This is a genomic window from Rhodococcus sp. (in: high G+C Gram-positive bacteria), assembly GCF_049286785.1.
In the GTDB taxonomy this organism is placed as follows: domain Bacteria; phylum Actinomycetota; class Actinomycetes; order Mycobacteriales; family Mycobacteriaceae; genus Rhodococcus_F.
In genome coordinates this window covers 1-16,544 of record NZ_JBAQEO010000363.1, presented here as the reverse complement: position 1 = coordinate 16,544, position 16,544 = coordinate 1, and the positions used below count along the sequence as shown (strand labels likewise).

At 65.8% G+C, this 16,544-nt stretch carries 18 protein-coding genes and 4 tRNA genes; 4 read left to right on the top strand and 18 right to left on the bottom strand.

Going from position 1 to position 16,544, the window contains the following annotated elements:
- Positions 1-22 precede the first annotated feature (22 nt).
- Positions 23-1,264: an MFS transporter gene (locus tag WAW17_RS13530; protein ID WP_422333473.1), complete on the top strand. Its 1,242-nt coding sequence runs from the start codon at positions 23-25 to the stop codon at positions 1,262-1,264.
- Between the two features lie 62 nt (positions 1,265-1,326).
- On the opposite strand, the gene rplA is transcribed toward WAW17_RS13530, so the two are convergent.
- From rplA to WAW17_RS13475, 11 genes are all read right to left on the bottom strand, one after another.
- Positions 1,327-2,043: a 50S ribosomal protein L1 gene (gene rplA / locus WAW17_RS13525; RefSeq protein WP_422333472.1), complete on the bottom strand. Its 717-nt coding sequence runs from the start codon at positions 2,041-2,043 to the stop codon at positions 1,327-1,329.
- Between the two features lie 129 nt (positions 2,044-2,172).
- On the bottom strand, positions 2,173-2,607 hold the full coding sequence (rplK, locus tag WAW17_RS13520; RefSeq protein WP_422333471.1) for a 50S ribosomal protein L11: 435 nt from the start codon (positions 2,605-2,607) through the stop codon (positions 2,173-2,175).
- Between the two features lie 58 nt (positions 2,608-2,665).
- Complete coding sequence (gene nusG / locus WAW17_RS13515) at positions 2,666-3,496, bottom strand: transcription termination/antitermination protein NusG (protein WP_422333470.1); 831 nt, start codon at positions 3,494-3,496, stop codon at positions 2,666-2,668.
- 57 nt (positions 3,497-3,553) lie between these two features.
- Positions 3,554-3,997 (bottom strand): preprotein translocase subunit SecE, encoded by a 444-nt coding sequence (gene secE, locus WAW17_RS13510; RefSeq protein ID WP_422333469.1) that lies wholly within the window; start codon positions 3,995-3,997, stop codon positions 3,554-3,556.
- A 31-nt stretch (positions 3,998-4,028) separates the two neighbouring features.
- Positions 4,029-4,101 (bottom strand) — tRNA-Trp (locus tag WAW17_RS13505).
- A 181-nt stretch (positions 4,102-4,282) separates the two neighbouring features.
- A complete protein-coding gene (hadB, locus tag WAW17_RS13500; protein ID WP_422333468.1) occupies positions 4,283-4,708 on the bottom strand; it encodes a (3R)-hydroxyacyl-ACP dehydratase subunit HadB in 426 nt (141 codons plus the stop codon).
- Positions 4,695-5,180, bottom strand: a complete 486-nt coding sequence (gene hadA, locus WAW17_RS13495) for a (3R)-hydroxyacyl-ACP dehydratase subunit HadA (protein WP_422333474.1) — start codon at positions 5,178-5,180, stop codon at positions 4,695-4,697. Before hadA ends, hadB begins: the two co-directional genes overlap by 14 nt.
- Positions 5,181-5,344: 164 nt before the next feature.
- Positions 5,345-5,512 (bottom strand): 50S ribosomal protein L33, encoded by a 168-nt coding sequence (gene rpmG / locus WAW17_RS13490; protein ID WP_003941903.1) that lies wholly within the window; start codon positions 5,510-5,512, stop codon positions 5,345-5,347.
- 61 nt (positions 5,513-5,573) lie between these two features.
- Positions 5,574-5,646, bottom strand: a tRNA-Met gene (locus WAW17_RS13485).
- Between the two features lie 45 nt (positions 5,647-5,691).
- Positions 5,692-5,764: transfer RNA gene (locus WAW17_RS13480), tRNA-Thr, on the bottom strand.
- Between the two features lie 215 nt (positions 5,765-5,979).
- Positions 5,980-6,062, bottom strand: a tRNA-Tyr gene (locus WAW17_RS13475).
- A gap of 196 nt (positions 6,063-6,258) precedes the next feature.
- Between WAW17_RS13475 and WAW17_RS13470 the strand changes: the two genes are divergently transcribed.
- Entirely contained in the window at positions 6,259-6,750 is a 492-nt protein-coding gene (locus WAW17_RS13470; RefSeq protein ID WP_422333467.1) for a YajQ family cyclic di-GMP-binding protein, read from the top strand.
- 94 nt (positions 6,751-6,844) lie between these two features.
- Here the strand turns inward: WAW17_RS13470 and htpX are convergent, their stop codons facing one another.
- Both htpX and WAW17_RS13460 read right to left on the bottom strand, forming a co-directional pair.
- Entirely contained in the window at positions 6,845-7,708 is an 864-nt protein-coding gene (htpX, locus tag WAW17_RS13465) for a zinc metalloprotease HtpX (RefSeq protein ID WP_422333466.1), read from the bottom strand.
- Between the two features lie 107 nt (positions 7,709-7,815).
- On the bottom strand, positions 7,816-8,871 hold the full coding sequence (locus WAW17_RS13460; RefSeq protein WP_422333465.1) for a polyprenyl synthetase family protein: 1,056 nt from the start codon (positions 8,869-8,871) through the stop codon (positions 7,816-7,818).
- Positions 8,872-9,102: 231 nt separating this feature from the next.
- Between WAW17_RS13460 and WAW17_RS13455 the strand changes: the two genes are divergently transcribed.
- Positions 9,103-10,365 (top strand): geranylgeranyl reductase family protein, encoded by a 1,263-nt coding sequence (locus tag WAW17_RS13455; protein WP_422333464.1) that lies wholly within the window; start codon positions 9,103-9,105, stop codon positions 10,363-10,365.
- Between the two features lie 19 nt (positions 10,366-10,384).
- On the opposite strand, the gene WAW17_RS13450 is transcribed toward WAW17_RS13455, so the two are convergent.
- The 5 genes from WAW17_RS13450 to menD all read right to left on the bottom strand — a co-directional run bounded on the left by WAW17_RS13450 (position 10,385) and on the right by menD (position 15,856).
- Positions 10,385-11,083: a demethylmenaquinone methyltransferase gene (locus tag WAW17_RS13450; protein WP_422333463.1), complete on the bottom strand. Its 699-nt coding sequence runs from the start codon at positions 11,081-11,083 to the stop codon at positions 10,385-10,387.
- A gap of 39 nt (positions 11,084-11,122) precedes the next feature.
- Positions 11,123-12,499 carry an NAD-dependent succinate-semialdehyde dehydrogenase gene (locus tag WAW17_RS13445; RefSeq protein ID WP_422333462.1) on the bottom strand — a complete coding sequence of 459 codons (1,377 nt, stop codon included), beginning with the start codon at positions 12,497-12,499 and terminating at the stop codon, positions 11,123-11,125.
- Positions 12,500-12,590: 91 nt separating this feature from the next.
- On the bottom strand, positions 12,591-13,736 hold the full coding sequence (locus WAW17_RS13440; RefSeq protein WP_422333461.1) for a glycosyltransferase family 4 protein: 1,146 nt from the start codon (positions 13,734-13,736) through the stop codon (positions 12,591-12,593).
- A gap of 72 nt (positions 13,737-13,808) precedes the next feature.
- A complete protein-coding gene (locus WAW17_RS13435; protein ID WP_422333460.1) occupies positions 13,809-14,234 on the bottom strand; it encodes a DUF3592 domain-containing protein in 426 nt (141 codons plus the stop codon).
- Entirely contained in the window at positions 14,231-15,856 is a 1,626-nt protein-coding gene (gene menD / locus WAW17_RS13430) for a 2-succinyl-5-enolpyruvyl-6-hydroxy-3-cyclohexene-1-carboxylic-acid synthase (protein ID WP_422333459.1), read from the bottom strand. Before menD ends, WAW17_RS13435 begins: the two co-directional genes overlap by 4 nt.
- A gap of 90 nt (positions 15,857-15,946) precedes the next feature.
- Between menD and WAW17_RS13425 the strand changes: the two genes are divergently transcribed.
- On the top strand, positions 15,947-16,543 hold the full coding sequence (locus WAW17_RS13425) for a flavin reductase family protein (protein WP_422333458.1): 597 nt from the start codon (positions 15,947-15,949) through the stop codon (positions 16,541-16,543).
- Position 16,544: the final 1 nt, after the last annotated feature.

Here is a 16,544-nt window from a genome sequence, read left to right as displayed (position 1 = left end):
GTGTCATTCTAAGTAAACGGTATTGACCCTAGCCCTCCTCATCAACATCTTCACCGATGTGCGGGAGCGGGCGCTCGCCATTGCCGCCTGGACCGCGATGGCCGGATTCGCGATCGCCATCGGACCGATGGCCGGTGGGTGGCTGCTCGAGCACTTCAGCTGGCATTCCGTCTTCTGGATCAACGTGCCGATCGCCGTGGTCGTTGCGGTGGCGACGCTGCTGCTGGTGCCGGAATCGCGCGCCTCCGTCATCGGACGCATGGACCTCGTCGGAATTGCCGCCTCGATCACCGGAATCACCGTGCTCGTCTGGGCGATCATCGAAGCCCCGCACCACGGGTGGACGTCGTCCGTCACGGTCGGCGCCGTCGCTGTCGCGATCGCCGTCCTCGTCGGTTTCGTCTTCTGGGAGCTGCGCACCGCACAGCCGATCCTCGACCTACGGCTGTTCCGCAATCGCAGGTTCTCCCTCCCCGCCCTCGCGATCGCCATCGGGTACTTCTCGATGTTCGGCTTCCTGTTCCTCATCACGCAGTACTTCCAGGGAGTCCGTGAGTACACCCCGTTCGAGTTCGGTATCGCGTCGCTGCCGTTCGCGGTGTCGGTGGCGGTCGGCGCCCCCGTCGCCACGCTCCTGGCGCAGCGAATCGGGACGACGCCGGTCATCGTGTTCGGCCTTCTCCTCACCGGTGTCGGCCTCTACCTCGGCGGTCAGGTGGCCGTCGACAGCATCTACCTGACGGACGTCCTCCCGTCGATGGTGTCGATGGCACTCGGTTTGGCCATCGTGCAGGGGCCGGCGACCGAGTCGATCATGGCGTCGCTGCCCCTCGACGAGGCCGGAGCGGGTTCGGCCGTGAACGACACCACCAGGGAGATCGGAGGAACACTCGGTGTCGCCGTGCTGGGATCGATCGTCGCGTCGTACTACGCCACGACGATGAGTCCGCTACTCGACCGGATTCCGGCCGCCTTGATGAACGACGACGAGAAGGGCTTCGCGCGGGCCACCGTCCTGAGCGTGCTCGAGATCCGCAAGCGGGAGATCCCGCCGTTCCTCGAGCAGCAGCGCGAGAACCTGATCCTCACCATGAAGACGACGGTCCTGCAGGGCTCCCACACCGCGTCACTCGTTGCGGCCGGCGCCGTGGTCGTCTGTGCGGTCGTCGTCGCGATCTTCATGCCATGGGCACCGGCGCGCACGGATTCCGTGATGCTGGCCTGGCAAGAGAAGCCCGGACCGGGAGCCGTCGACGAAGACTGAACCCGAAAAAGCAGTTCGGCCGGTACGGAGTCCCGTACCGGCCGAACTGTTCGAGCAGAGAATTACGCGTCGGCATCCTCGAGAAGGTTGCGGGTGCGGTTCGGGTCCACCGGGATGCCCGGGCCGGTGGTGGTCGAAACGGTGACCTTCTTGACGTAACGGCCCTTCGCGGAGGAGGGCTTCGCACGCAGGATCTCGTCCAGAGCAGCACCGTAGTTCTCGACCAGCTTGGCGTCGTCGAACGATGCCTTGCCAATCACGAAGTGCAGGTTGGCCTGCTTGTCGACGCGGAAGTTGATCTTGCCGCCCTTGATCTCGTTGACAGCCTTCGTGACATCAGCGGTCACGGTGCCGGTCTTCGGGTTCGGCATCAGGCCGCGCGGTCCGAGGACGCGGGCGATGCGGCCGACCTTAGCCATCTGATCGGGGGTTGCGATCGCGGCGTCGAAGTCCAGCCATCCACCCTGAATCCGCTCGATGAGGTCCTCGGCACCGACGGCGTCGGCTCCAGCCGCCTCGGCCTCGGCGGCCTTCTCACCGACAGCGAACACGATGACGCGGGCGGTCTTACCGGTGCCGTGCGGCAGGTTGACCGTGCCACGAACCATCTGGTCCGCCTTGCGCGGGTCGACACCCAGACGGACAGCAACCTCGACGGTGGCGTCCATCTTGCTCGACGACGTTTCCTTCGCCAGCTTTGCAGCCTGCAGTGGGCTGTACAGCTTGTCGGCGTCGATCTTCTCAGCGGCGGCGAGATACGCCTTGCTGCGCTTTGCCATTTCTTCTGTCCTAACTTCTCACCGCGGATGTGACCTACTGCGGTGGGGTAATGGTTCAGTAGTGGTCGGGGCCTGGCCGGCCCTCCCACGCTTTCTCGTGACGGCAGCGCCGTCGGTGGATCGAACGGCTCAGCCGTCGATCGTGATACCCATCGAGCGTGCGGTGCCGGCGATGATCTTCGCGGCTTGCTCGATGTCGTTGGCGTTGAGGTCTTCCTGCTTGGTCTTCGCGATCTCGCGCACCTGGTCCATGGTCACCGAGGCGACCTTGGTCTTGTGCGGCTCGCCGGAGCCCTTCTGCACGCCTGCAGCCTTGAGCAGCAGCCTGGCAGCCGGAGGGGTCTTCAGCTTGAAATCGAAGCTACGGTCTTCGTAGACCGAGATCTCGACCGGCACAACGTTGCCGCGCTGGGACTCGGTCGCCGCGTTGTAGGCCTTGCAGAACTCCATGATGTTCACGCCGTGCTGACCAAGCGCGGGACCCACGGGCGGTGCAGGGTTAGCCTGACCGGCCTGGATCTGAAGCTTGATGAGCCCTGCGAGCTTCTTCTTCTTGGGGGGCATCTCGTATTCCTATTTCTTGCTGGGTGTGTGTCTTGCTACTGCAGTGCAAGTGTGTGGATCAGATCTTCGCGACCTGATTGAAGGACAACTCGACCGGCGTCTCGCGACCGAAAATCGACACGAGAACCTTGAGCTTCTGCTGCTCCGCGTTGACCTCGCTGATGCTGGCGGGCAGCGTTGCGAACGGACCATCCATGACGGTAACCGACTCACCGACCTCGAAGTCGACCTCGATGTGCGGTTTAGCGAAGGCCTCTCCACCCGCTTCTCCGGCAGCGACACCGGCCGCGGCGGCCTGCTTCTTCTTCTCCTCCTGTGGCAACAGGAACTTGATCACCTCGTTGAGGCTCAGCGGAGACGGCCGCGAGGTCGCGCCGACGAAGCCCGTGACACCCGGGGTGTTACGCACGGCGCCCCAGGACTCGTCGTTGAGATCCATGCGAACCAGGATGTATCCCGGGAGGACCTTGCGATTGACCTGCTTGCGCTGGCCGTTCTTGATCTCGGTGACCTCTTCGGTGGGAACTTCCACCTGAAAGATGTAGTCCCCGACGTCAAGATTCTGGACGCGAGTCTCGAGGTTGGCCTTCACCTTGTTCTCGTAGCCCGCGTAGGAGTGAATGACGTACCAATGGCCGGGCGCGCGCTTGAGCGCCGCCTTGAGTTCCTCGACCGGATCTTCGGGCTCTTCTGCAGCGGGCTCAGTCTCTTCTGCAGGCTCAGTCTCTTCGGGGGCCTCGTCGAGCGAGTTCTCCACACCGCTCTCGTCAGCGGTTTCCGCGGCTTCGGTGCCCTCGTCGGCAGCCTCGACATCCACTTCGGCCGCCGCCTCGGCAGAAACACGCTCTTCGGCCAAGGCCTCGTTCGCGTCGTTCTCGGGGGTGCTCACTGGGGCACTCGCTTCCTCTCGTCACTCACATACTTCGGATCCACCGGGGCGGAATGATCAGCCGAACAGCCAGGTCACACCCTTGATGACCGCCAGATCCAGCACTCCGATGAAAGCCACCATGAACACCATGAACACCAGAACAACGCTGGTGTAGGTGATCATCTGCTTACGGTTGGGCCAGATGACCTTGCGGAGTTCGGCGATGACCTCGCGGATGAACCTGCGCAGCCGCTTGTAGATGTTGTCCCTGCGCGGCTTGTCGGCACGGTCCTTCTTGGCCTGCCCGACCTTGGTGGATACCGACGCCGATCGTTCCGACGTCTTCACGGAACTCGCGGCAACCTCGGCGGACTGCGAACGACTGCTTCGACGTTTACCGCTCGGCTTACCCGACGGAGTAGCGGAACGGGCGACAGCGTCCGCTGCGGTGTCGTCGACACCTTCTGGGCGCAGCGGCCCTGAAGTGTCGCCGTCGCGCTTGGCGCGCTCCTCGCTCACGTCGTTCCTCTCAGTCGCTGGCATCCGGGGGCAGGGGCGACAGGACTTGAACCTGCAACCTGCGGTTTTGGAGACCGCTGCTCTGCCAGTTGAGCTACGCCCCTTCGGTCGGTCGACCTGGTCCACTAGCTCAGGACCAGCTCCTGACCAACCACTCTGTGATCACATGACACGCGCGCCACCCTCATCGGCGCAACAGCACCATAGGGCAGCGCGCAGCGCTGAGTGATCCCAGAAATCTCAGTGTACTTCAATGCCCCGGAACAAACCCAATCCACCCGGCCATCAGGCCAGACGGACCGTTGCGGTGGCGCGGCCGAAGATCTTCCTACCCTCGGACCTCGCCACTATCGCGACTACTGCGGTCTTGCTTTCCTCATCGAGCGACTTCACCTTACCGGTGTACTCGACCTGCGCGGCCGTGTCCTCGGGGACATAGACCGAACTCGTGAAACGAACGTTGTATTCGGTGACGGCGCCCGGATCCCCGAGCCACGACGTGACGAAACCGCCACCGAGGCCCATGGTGAGCATGCCGTGCGCGATCACGTTGTCCAGACCCGCCAACTTGACGACTTCGTCACTCCAGTGGATCGGATTGGGATCGCCAGAGACGCCGGCGTAGTTGACAAGGTCGCCGCGAGTGAGCTTCACGATGCGCTCGGGGAGTTCTTCACCCACCGAGACATCTTCGAACTTACGAAGCGCCATGCATGATCACGTCCTTGACTGCGTGAGCAATATTCTCGTCGACCTCGCCGCCGGTCCGGGCGACCAGTGTTGTCCACGTGGTCTGCACCAGCTCGTCGTTCTGATCGGTGACGATGTTCTTGGTCGTGATGATGTCGCTGCCGCCCATCTGGCGGAACGAATCCAGGTAGACGTCGCAAACCAGGCGGTCGCCGGCCTTGATCGGCTTGTGGAAGACGAGCCTCTGATCCGTCTGCAGGATCTGACTCGGGTCGTAACCCGTGACGATTTCCTTGAACAACCGGCCCTGCGCGATGATCCCGACCAGTGAGATGAATGTGAGAGGCGCGAGCAGACCGTCGTAACCGAGGCCCCTCGCGGCTTCTTCGTCGTGATGAGCCGGATGCCAGTCCTGCACGGCACGGGCGTACTCACGAACCTTCTCGCGACCGACCTCGTAGAAGTCGTCGACCCGGTAGTGATGACCGACCATCGCAAGCGCGTGCGCAGCCGGATCCTGGGGAACCGGCTGCGACGTGGTCACTTCAGTCTTTGTCACTGTGTCTGTCACGCGAAAGAACCTCTCCTACCCTGGGCGTTACACACGAGGGTAGCCTCGACGACTCCTTCGCGAACGCTGTCCCGTTCGGGACCGTGCTACTTGGACTCGCGGTGCGACTGGTGAGTTCCGCAGTTGGGGCAGAACTTCTTGAGCTCCAGGCGATCGGGGTCGTTGCGCCGGTTCTTCTTGGTGATGTAGTTGCGGTGCTTGCATACCTCGCAGGCCAAAGTGATCTTGGGCCGGACGTCGGTCGAGGAGGCCACGGGATGCCTTCTTTCGGGTGTATCTGATTACGAGCAATCAGGGTGGATCATGCATATTGTGTAGCGGTGACCGGACTTGAACCGGCGACGCAACGATTATGAGTCGTTTGCTCTACCAACTGAGCTACACCGCCTCGGTGTCGAGTGTCGCGCACAAGGCGCTTCACCACAATCCAGCGAGCCCCCTAACGGAATCGAACCGTTGACCTTTTCCTTACCATGGAAACGCTCTACCGACTGAGCTAAGGGGGCGTGCTTCGCTCGCACATCGCTGTGCGCTGAAGCCTTGACGAGATTACACAGAGTTCCGGTCCAGCACCAAATTGGCTGGTCACCGCACTTCGGTGGCGGCGTCACCCGATGGACGGAGTGCACCCCGCACAGCCGGCCGGGACCGGACCTGCCGCCAGAAGTCGCCTGGAAAGAACAGAACCCCGGTGAGCTCTCGCTCACCGGGGTTCTGTGTGTGGCAGATGTAGGATTCGAACCTACGTAGGCATAAGCCGACGGATTTACAGTCCGCTCCCATTGGCCGCTCGGGCAATCTGCCGGGTTACAGGTGGAGTGCGAGATCTTGCGAAATCACTCTCCGCTGCGCAGAGAAGAATACAACGAACGGCCCCCCGTTTTGCAAACCGGGTGGATACGGGCGGTTGCCACCCGATAGCGTCGAATCAGCTCACCGGCATTCTGGTGAGCGCTCGCCGATTCGTGCGAGCAGAACTCGATGGAACCGGGAGTGTGAAGTGGCTGATTCGTCCTTCGATGTGGTGAGCAAGGTTGAGCGTCAAGAGGTGGACAATGCCCTCCATCAGGCAGCCAAGGAAATGTCGACGCGGTTCGACTTCCGCAATACAGGGGCATCGATCGAGTGGTCCGGCGACGAAACGATAACCTTGACGGCCGACACCGAGGAGCGGTTGCTCGCCGCCCTGGACGTCTTCAAGGAGAAGCTGATCCGGCGTGACATCTCTCTCAAGGCATTCGACGCCGGGGAGCCGGCACAGTCCGGAAAGGTCTACAAGCTGTCGGGCACCCTCGTCCAGGGCATCAGCTCGGAGAACGCCAAGAAGATCTCGAAGAAGATCCGTGACGAGGGCCCCAAGGGCGTCAAAGCGCAGATTCAGGGCGACGAGTTGCGAGTGAGCAGCAAGAAGCGTGACGACCTGCAGGCCGTCATCTCACTGCTCAAGGGTGAGGACTTCGGCATCGCGCTGCAGTTCGTGAACTACCGCTAGCGGCCTGCTGCACCCGAACGAATGTACCTTTGGGCACTTCTCCAGCGCCGAAAGGTACATTCGCCCCGAAAAGGGGACGCGCGAGGCGAGGGGCCTACATCCCCGCCATCTTCTCCAGTCGGTCGATGCGCTCGGCCATCGGCGGGTGGGTGGAGAACATGCGGCTCATCTTGTCACCGGTGCGGAACGGGTTGGCGATCATCAGGTGTGACTGGGCGGCGAGTTGCGGTTCCGGTGGCAGCGGAGCCGCCTGGGTGCCCTGTTCGAGCTTTCGCAGGGCAGACGCCAGTGCCAGCGGGTCTCCGGTGAGTTCGGCGCCCGACTGGTCCGCCTGGAACTCGCGGGACCGTGAGACGGCCAGCTTCACGATGGATGCGGCGATGGGGCCCAGCAGCGATACCAGCAGCAGAGCGATCGGATTGGCACCCTGTCCCCCACCCCGGCCGCCGAACATATTCGCGAACATCGCGAAGTTGGCCAGTCCCGACACGACGGCGGCCATGGCTCCGGCCACCGACGAGATCAGGATGTCGCGGTTGTAAACGTGGGAAAGCTCATGGCCGAGCACCGCGCGGAGTTCGCGCTCGTCGAGGATCTGAAGGATCCCGCTCGTACAACAGACCGCGGCGTGCCGAGGATTACGACCGGTCGCGAACGCGTTGGGTGCGGCGGTGGGGCTGATGTAGAGCCGCGGCATCGGCTGGTGTGCTGAGGTGGCCAGTTCGCGCACGATGCGGTAGATGACCGGCGCCTGTACCTCGGTGATCGGCTGGGCGTGCATGGCCTTCAGCGCCAACTTGTCGCTGTTGAAGTAGGCGTAGGCGTTCATCCCTACCGCGAACACGATGGCCAGGAACAGGATCGTCGTGTTGCGGAACAGGGCGCCGATGAACACGATCAGCGCCGACATGCCGACCAACAGAACCAGAGTCTTCGCTCCGTTTGCGTATCCGCGCACGTCCGGCCTTCCTAGTCGTTGTCACCCGATCCGGAATCGGCCGTTCGAGACCTTCGTTCCGGGATCTTGATCATTCAACGAACCGCGGTGGCATGACGGTTCCCGGCTCAGCCGACCCTCTCGATCGTGTAATCCACAAGCTTCATGAGCGCCTCGTTCGCGGTGCCCTGCGGAAGCTCGGCCAGCTGGGCCCGGGCCTGGACCGCGAATTCCTCGAGTTTCGCCTTCGCCTGCGCCATGCCCGGTGAGCGTTCCAGCAGGGCGAGGGCCTCGACGACGTCGTCGTCCTCGGTGACCGGGCCGTTGAGCAGGATCCGCAACCGGTCTGCTTCGGGCCCCTCGTCCTGCAGGGCGTAGAGAACTGGGAGCGTGTGGACGCCCTCACGGAGATCCGTTCCCGGTGTCTTGCCGGACTGTGCGGACACCGAGGAGATGTCGATGATGTCGTCGGAGATCTGGAAGGCCGTTCCGACCGCGTCACCGAGGCGCTCGAGCCGTTCGATGTCGGTGGCGCCGGCACCCGAGAAGGTGCCGCCGAAGCGACCGCAGGACGCGATCAGCGAGCCTGTCTTCTCCCACACCACCTTGAGGTAATGCTCGACGGGATCCTGCTCGCCGCGCAAGCCGATCGTCTCGCGCATCTGCCCGGTAACGAGTTCGGCGAAGGTTTCGGCGATGATCCGCACCGCTTCGGGGCCCAAGGTCGACACGAGCCGGGACGCATGGGCGAACAGGTAGTCGCCGGCGAGGATCGCGACACTGTTGCCCCATCGCGAGTTCGCACTGGGTGCGCCCCTGCGCATCGACGCCTCGTCCATCACGTCGTCGTGGTACAGCGTGGCGAGGTGGACGAGTTCGACGACGGTGGCAGCCGTTATCACCGACGGATTGGAGGGGTCGGGTCCGAGCTGCGCCGTGAGAATCGTGAACAGGGGGCGGAACCGCTTGCCTCCCGCCTTCGCGAGATGGAGCGCCGCCTCGGTCAGGAAATCTTCCCCGTCGGACAGCTCGCTGACCAGTAGCTCCTCGACTTGCTTCAGTTCGTCGCGAACCGTGGCAGCGAGCTGCGGGTCGCCGAGATCGATCCCGGCGACCGTGGTGCCCACTACAGCGTCGCCAGCGGTCTGTGCTGCGCCTTCGGTGCTCACGTTCTCAGTACCCATTCCTGTCGTCATTGACGGCTCGGATCGTCGGTGACGGCCCTGGCTCCCACGGTAGTCAACTACACGCATCTTCGATCCCGTGGAGCGTAGCCGCCCGGTTGCTGATGTTGCACGCGCGCTGACCGCGAGTCCGTGTCGTGGACCACGGAGCGCCGGACGAGGGATACGGACGAGGGATAAGAGCCTCGCGGTGCCTGTCGACGTCGCGGGGACGCCTGACAGGATGTAGCTGTGGTCGCAGCCGAACAGTCACGCACGGGGTCCCCGCTTCCCACCACCACCGATGTCCTGGTCATCGGTGCTGGTCCTGCCGGTTCGTCGGCCGCCGCGTGGGCAGCTCGTTCCGGTCGTGACGTGGTGCTCGCCGATGCTGCCGTGTTTCCGCGCGACAAGACGTGTGGCGACGGGCTCACCCCCCGCGCCGTCTCCGAACTCGATCAGCTGGGTCTCGGCGACTGGGTTCGGTCCAAGGGAACCAATCGGGGATTGCGACTCACCGGCTTCGGGCAGGAACTGGAGCTGGAGTGGCCCGGGCGCTCGTTCCCGGGCGTCGGCAGCGCCGTCGCCCGGACCGAGCTGGACGACAGGATCAGGGCGGCAGCGGTCGATTCCGGCGCCGTCATGGCCCAGGGGGCCAGGGCGGTCGCGGTCGAGCGCGACGGTGACCGGGTGTCGGCCGTGACCCTGAAGACCTCCGACGGCACGCACACCATCCGCTGCCGCCGGTTGATCGTCGCGGACGGCGTCCGGTCCACGCTCGGCAGGCAGTTGGGTCGTGAATGGCATCGGGAGACCGCGTACGGGGTCGCCGCACGCGCGTACATCGCCACGGCCCGCAGCGCCGACCCATGGATCACTTCGCACCTCGAGCTGCGCGACAGCGAAGGCACCCTGCAGTCGGGTTACGGCTGGGTGTTCCCCCTCGGGACCGGTGAGGTGAACATCGGTGTCGGCACCCTGGCGACCGCAAAGAGGCCGGCTCCCGGCGCGTTGCGACCGCTCCTCGACCTGTACACCGAACAGCGCCGCGAGGAGTGGAACTGGGACGGCGAACTGCGCGCGGTGGCGTCCGCGCTGCTGCCGATGGGCGGGGCGGTATCGAACATCGCGGGCCGCAACTGGGCGATCATCGGCGACGCGGCGGCGTGCGTGAATCCGCTGAACGGCGAGGGCATCGACTACGGACTCGAGGGCGGTCGTCTCGTCGCCGAGGTCCTCGATGCCGGCGACCTCACCGATCTGTGGCCCTCGATCCTGCGGGAACACTACGGCCGCGCGTTCTCCGTGGCGCGGCGTCTCGCCGGCCTGCTCACCGTGCCCCACGTGCTACCCGCATCCGGGCCCCTCGCGATGCGTTCACGCGCCCTGATGACCATCGCGGTCCGCGTGATGGGCAACCTGGTCACCGACGAGGACAGCGACCTCACGGCCCGCGCGTGGCGCGCGTCGGGGTTGCTGTCGCAGAAGGCCGACTCGCGGCCGCTCTTCGGCTGAGCTTCGGCTCGACCGACCGTCAGCGAGTGGCCCGGTGCAGGGCGACCACCCCACCGGTGAGGTTGCGCCACTGCACGTTCCGCCATCCCGCGGCCTCGATGCGCTGGGCGAGTTCCTGCTGCGTGGGCCATGCCCGAATGGATTCGGCGAGGTACACGTATGCGTCCGGGTTGCTGCTGACCGTCCGGGCTACCCGGGGCAGCGCCTTCATCAGGTATTCCATGTAGACGGTGCGGAACGGACCGAACACCGGTGTGGAGAACTCGCTGACGACGAGACGCCCACCGGGCCTGGTGACCCGGGCGATCTCCCGCAGTCCCGCGTCGAAGTCGGAGACGTTGCGCAGGCCGAACGAGATCGTGGCCGCGTCGAACACGCCGTCGGCGTACGGCAGGTGCATGGCGTCACCGGCCACCATGGGAACCCGCCGGCCGAGACCCGCCTTCAGCATTCCCTTGGAGAAATCGGTGGCCACACACCACGCCCCGGACCGCCCGAGTTCGACGGTCGACACTCCGGTGCCGGCGGCGAGGTCGAGAACCCGCTCCCCCGGCTTCAGGTCGAGCGCCGCTCGGGTCGCTTTTCGCCACCTGCGGTCCTGACCGAACGACAGGATCGTGTTGGTGAGGTCGTAGCGCTCCGCCACGTCGTCGAACATCGACGCGACCTCGTGCGGATCCTTTTCGAGCGACGCCCGCGAACCGTGTGTAGTTGCCACGTCCGAAACGCTACCAGCGGCCTCTCGGCCGTCGGCGCATCAGTTCTTGGAGACTCGGACCAGTTTCTTGTTGACGAACTCGTCCATTCCCCACGGGCCGAGCTCGCGTCCGACGCCCGATCGTTTGACGCCGCCGAACGGCAGGCCGGGAAGCGTGGTTCCGTGCTCGTTGACGAACGCCATGCCGACATCGAGTCGATCGGCCACCCCGCGTGCCCCGTCGAGGTCACTGCTCCACACCGAGCCGCTGAGTCCGTACGCGGAGGAATTGGCCAGCTCCACCGCCTCGTCGGCCGAGCCGACCTTGTAGACCACGCCGACGGGTCCGAACAGTTCCTCGTGGTACGCGCGCATCTCCGGGGTGATCCCGACAAGGAGCGTGGGCTCGACGTACGAGCCGGGACCCTCGATCGACTTACCGCCGGCGAGCAAAGTCGCGCCCTTCGACACGGCGTCGTCGATCTGCTCGATCAAGCTGTCGGCGGCGGTCTGCGAAGACAGCGGACCGAGTACGGTCTTCTCGTCCAGCGGATCGCCGGTCTTCGTCGCCCGGAACGACTCCGCGAGCTTGGCGACGAACTCGTCGTAGTACGGCTCCATCACGATGAACCGCTTGGGTGAGTTGCACGCCTGCCCTGCGTTCGACAGGCGGGCGCGGGTGGCGGTGGTGGCGAGAGCGTCCAGGTCGTCCGAGTCGAGGACGATGAAGACGTCCGAACCGCCGAGTTCGAGCACCACCTTCTTGAGGTTTCGGCCTGCGGTCTCACCGACACTGGTGCCGGCCCGCTCACTGCCGGTCAGGGACACGCCCTGCACACGCGGATCGGCGATCATGTCGGCAATCTGCTCGTTGGTGGCGAAGACGTTGATGTACGCCTCCGCGGGCAGGCCTGCCTCGTGGAAGATTTCTTCCATCAGCAGCGCCGACTGCGGACAGTTCGGAGCATGCTTGAGCAGCACGGTGTTGCCCAGCATCAGGTTGGGGGCGGCGAATCGCGCGACCTGGTAGTACGGGTAGTTCCAGGGCATGACCCCGACCAGCGGGCCGATGGGCTTGCGGTAGACCACGGACTCTTCGGCGCCCTGTGCGTCGAGACGCTCCTCCGCGAGCAGTGCGGGACCATTGTCCGCGTAGTACTGATAGATCGCGGAAACCAGCTGCACCTCGCCTTTCGCCTCGCGTACCGGCTTCCCCATCTCGAGCGAGATCATGCGTGCCAGCTCATCTGCGCGCTCGGCGTAGGCGGCCGCGGTCCTGCTCAGAATCCGGGCCCGTTCGTCCGCCGCCGTGGTGCGCCAGCTCAGGTATCCCGAGTGAGCACGAGACAGGGCGTCCTCCACACCCGCGGCGTCGAGAGTAGGAAATTCCCGGACGGTCTCACCGGTCGCGGGATTGACTGTCTTGTACTTGGCCATGACTCGCACAACGACCCGCAGCGTCCGGGTAATTCCACGCCGACCACATCACGGGCGGCTTTCCCACGTCGTGAGACGATCCGGTCGAGGATCAAGCGGCCCGGGAACCGCGGAAGCCCTGCACTCCGGTGACGTCGGCGTAGTGCCCGAGTAGGTCGTCGCAGATCGCGGGCCAGGTGCGATGCAGGACCGACTGCCGGGCGGCGTCCCCGAACCGAGCGCGCATCCGATCCTCGCTCAGGACGTCGACAGCACTCGCCAACAACTCGGCGAAGCGTTCGACCGGGAGCAGGTAGCCGTTGCGGCAATGGGACACGAGGTCACGAGGACCGCCCGCGTCGGGTGCGATCACGGGCACCCCGCTCGCCAGTGCCTCCTGCACCGCCTGGCAGAACGTTTCGTGTTCCCCCGGATGGACGAAGACGTCCAGGCTCGCGTAGGCCTCGGCGAGTTCGATACCGCCCAGCTGGCCGGTGAAGATCGCACCGGGCATGAGGTGCTGCAGCTGCGCCCGCTCGGGCCCGTCACCGACCACGACGAGCTGTATCGCAGGATTCCCGGCGAGTGCCGCGAGCCGTTCCACGTGCTTCTCGGGCGCAAGGCGTCCGACGAAACCGACGACCAGCCGGTCCGAGCCGCGCAACCAGGAATCCCGCAGGGAGGTGCTGCGACGGGACGGCGCGAACCGGGTGGTCTCGACGCCGCGCGCCCAGCGGTGCACCCGCGGGATGCGTTGCTCGGCCAGAGCGTCGACCGCAGACGTGGAGGGTGCCAGGGTGCGGGTGCTGCCCTTGTGGATGCGACGCGTCCAGGCCCAGACGGCACGGGTGGTGATACCGAGCCCGTAACTCTCCGCGAATCCCGCGACGTCCGTCTGGTAGACGGCGATCGTGGGGACGTCGAGCCGGTGCGCGGCGGCCAATCCCCCGGCACCGAGGAGGAACGGCGACGCCAGGTGCACGACGTCGGGCGCGAATGCCCTCAGTTCGGCCGTGAGCCCGGGCTGGGGCAGCCCCACCGGTAGCGAGCTGACCTTGGGAACCATGACGGCGGGCACCCGGTAGACGCGCACGCCGTTGTGCACGGCGGGTGCCGGCGGTTGTGACCCGACGGTGTCCGGGGCGACGACCATCGCCTGGTGACCGGACCGCTGAAGGTGCTCGAGAACCCGGAGCACCGAATTGGTCACGCCGTTCATGTTGGGGAGGAAAGACTCCGCGACGATGGCTACTCTCACGCGCTCAGCGTGGCAGTGCTCATGGTCACATCGGCGAGATCGATATGACTGTCGCGCGAAGTTCCGGAGAACTCAGGATGACGCCGCTGAGCCTTCGCGACGGCGCAGGTACCAGATCACGGGGCCCGCGATCAACCAGGTGACGACGATGAGCGAGCAGGCCGGGATCACCGCGACGCGCGCATCGCGTCCGGAAACGCGCACCAGGTCGGGTTCGCTGCGTGCGTACTCGACGTCGATGCGCTGGCCCGCGGTGAGCCGTGTCGGATAGAGCACACCCAGTTCGGGGTTGTGTGTCACGCCGTCGGGTGTCACGAAGCTGATGGCCGAGCGCAGCGATCCCGCAGACAGCACTTCCGCCGTGGCGACTCCCCTGTCGGATTCGATGGTGCGGTCGTTGCGCCACGCGGCCACCACCAGGAGAACGGCCAGCACCGAGATGCCGATCGCCGCGATAAGCACGCCACGTCGGACGCGCCCCAGGACGCGTGCGTTCACAGTTGTGCCCGCACCGCAGCATGCAGTTCGCGCAAGCCGGAGCGTTCGGTGGTCACCTCGAGTACCCGGATACCGCGGTCGCCGGGAACGCCGGGATCCGTCAACTGCCGGGACAGCTCACCGAGATCCACCAGATGGTGCTCCACCCGGTAGGCGGCACACAGTGCTGCGAGGTTCATCCCGTGTGGCGTTCCGAAGACCCGCTCGAACACCCCGGCGTACTGCGGGTCGCCCTGCTCGAGCAATTCGAAGATCCCACCGCCGTCGTCGTTGGCCACCACGATGGTCAGATCATTCGGCCGCGGCTCACCCGTGCCGATGAGCAGGCCGGCGGCGTCGTGCAGGAAGGTGAGGTCGCCGAGCAGGGCGATGGTGCGCCCCTCGTCGTACGCGAGGGCCGCGCCGACCGCAGCCGACACCGTGCCGTCGATGCCGGCGACACCCCGGTTCGACAGAACCCGGGTGGTCGGTGACGGGTAGCTGACGAGGGCGGCGTCGCGGACCGGGTTGGACGCCCCGAGCAGTAGCTGATCACCGTCCGCCAGAGCGTCCATCACGGCGGCGGCCACATGCAGTCCGGTGACCTTCGAGTGGGCGGCGAGTTGCGCCCGCACAGCCTTGTCGGTGTGTTCGGACAGCGTCCGGCACCGGGCGATCCAGGCCGGGTCGGGCTCACCCGACACCACGGCGCGGGTGCCGGTGGCGAGGACGTTGCCGGACACGTCCGGCCAGCGCGGTCCGGTGGTGAGGGCGTAGACGGCCACCGCCGGGTCGGCGAGCACCTTCGAGACCGGCCGGTGCAGTGTGGGACGACCGGTGATGATGGCCTGCCGCGGTTTCAGCTGCGGCAGCGCCATCGGGTGCACCGGGATGCCGTGCAGCGGGGCCGTCGGCTCCGCCACCGTGGGCAGTCCCGCGAGTTCGGGACGCAGCGCCGAGCCGTGACCGGAGATCACGATGGTGTCGGGGGTGATGTCGAGGTCGACCGGCACGTCGAGCGTCGCGTGCTGGGTGGTGGTCCACGCTGCGCCGCCGGGTCGGCCCTGCGGAACAGGGCCCTGAGCGTGGGCATCGGGGACGAGGGGCTCGCGCAACGGGATGTCGAAGTGGACGGGGCCCGCGTTGCCGGACCTGGTGCCCCGGGCGGCGGCGAGAACCCGGCACACCGCCGAGCGCCACTGACTGTTCTGCCGGGCGTCGTCCTCGGCCAGCCCGAGGCTGATGGTGGCACGCACCTGGCTGCCGAACAGTCCGAGTTGCTCGACGGTCTGGTTGGCACCGGTCCCGAGCATTTCGTACGGCCGGTTGGCGCTGAGAACCACGAGCGGGACTCGCGCGTAGTTGGCTTCGAGCACGGCGGGACCGAGGTTGGCGACGGCGGTGCCCGACGTCATGACGATGGGGACGGGCCGGCGACCGGCGACGGCCAGGCCCAGGGCCAGGAATCCCGCGGTGCGTTCGTCGATGCGCATGTGCAGCCGAACGCGTCCCTCGACGTCGGCCGCCTGCAGCGCGAAGGCGAGCGGGGCGTTACGCGAACCCGGGCAGAGCACAACTTCGCGAACGCCTCCGCGTACGAGTTCGTCGACGACCGCGGTGGCTTGTGCAGTGGACGGATTCACGCCATCCAGAGTGTCAGATCGTCCGGCATCCGCTTGCGGCGACCTCACGCGAGCGGACCGCGCGGCTGCCGGTCCTGACACCATGAAGGCATGCGCACCCTCTACGATCCGGCCGCCCTGCCACCCCACCGCATGTACCAGGTGCTGACCGCGTCGGTCGTGCCCCGGCCCATCGCGTGGATCTCCACGGTGTCGGCGGACGGCGTGGCGAACCTCGCCCCGTACAGCTTCTTCTCGGTGTCCAGCGCCGAGCCGCCGGTCGTACAGTTCACGTCGGTCACCCGCAAGGACAGCCTCCGCAACATCGAGGCCACCGGTGAGTTCGTGATCAACCTGGCGACCGAGCAGCTGATGTCGGTGGTGAACGCCAGCTCGGCCACCTATGACAGCGACGTCGACGAGTTCGACGCGCTGGGCATCGAGACCGAGCCGAGCGAGCGGGTTCGGCCGGTGCGCGTGGCCGGGTCACCGGTGGCCATCGAATGCACCCTGAAGCAGGTGGTACCGGTGGGCGACTCGTTCGTGGTGATGGGCGACGTGGTGACGGTCGCGGTCCGGCCGGAGGCGGTGGCGGACGACGGGCTGCCCGACTTCTCGAGCCTCGCACCACTGAGCCGGCTCGGCCGGAACGAATGGGGCCTGCCGCCGAAGGTTGTGCTGGTGGACCGCCCTGGCCGCCCCGTCTAGC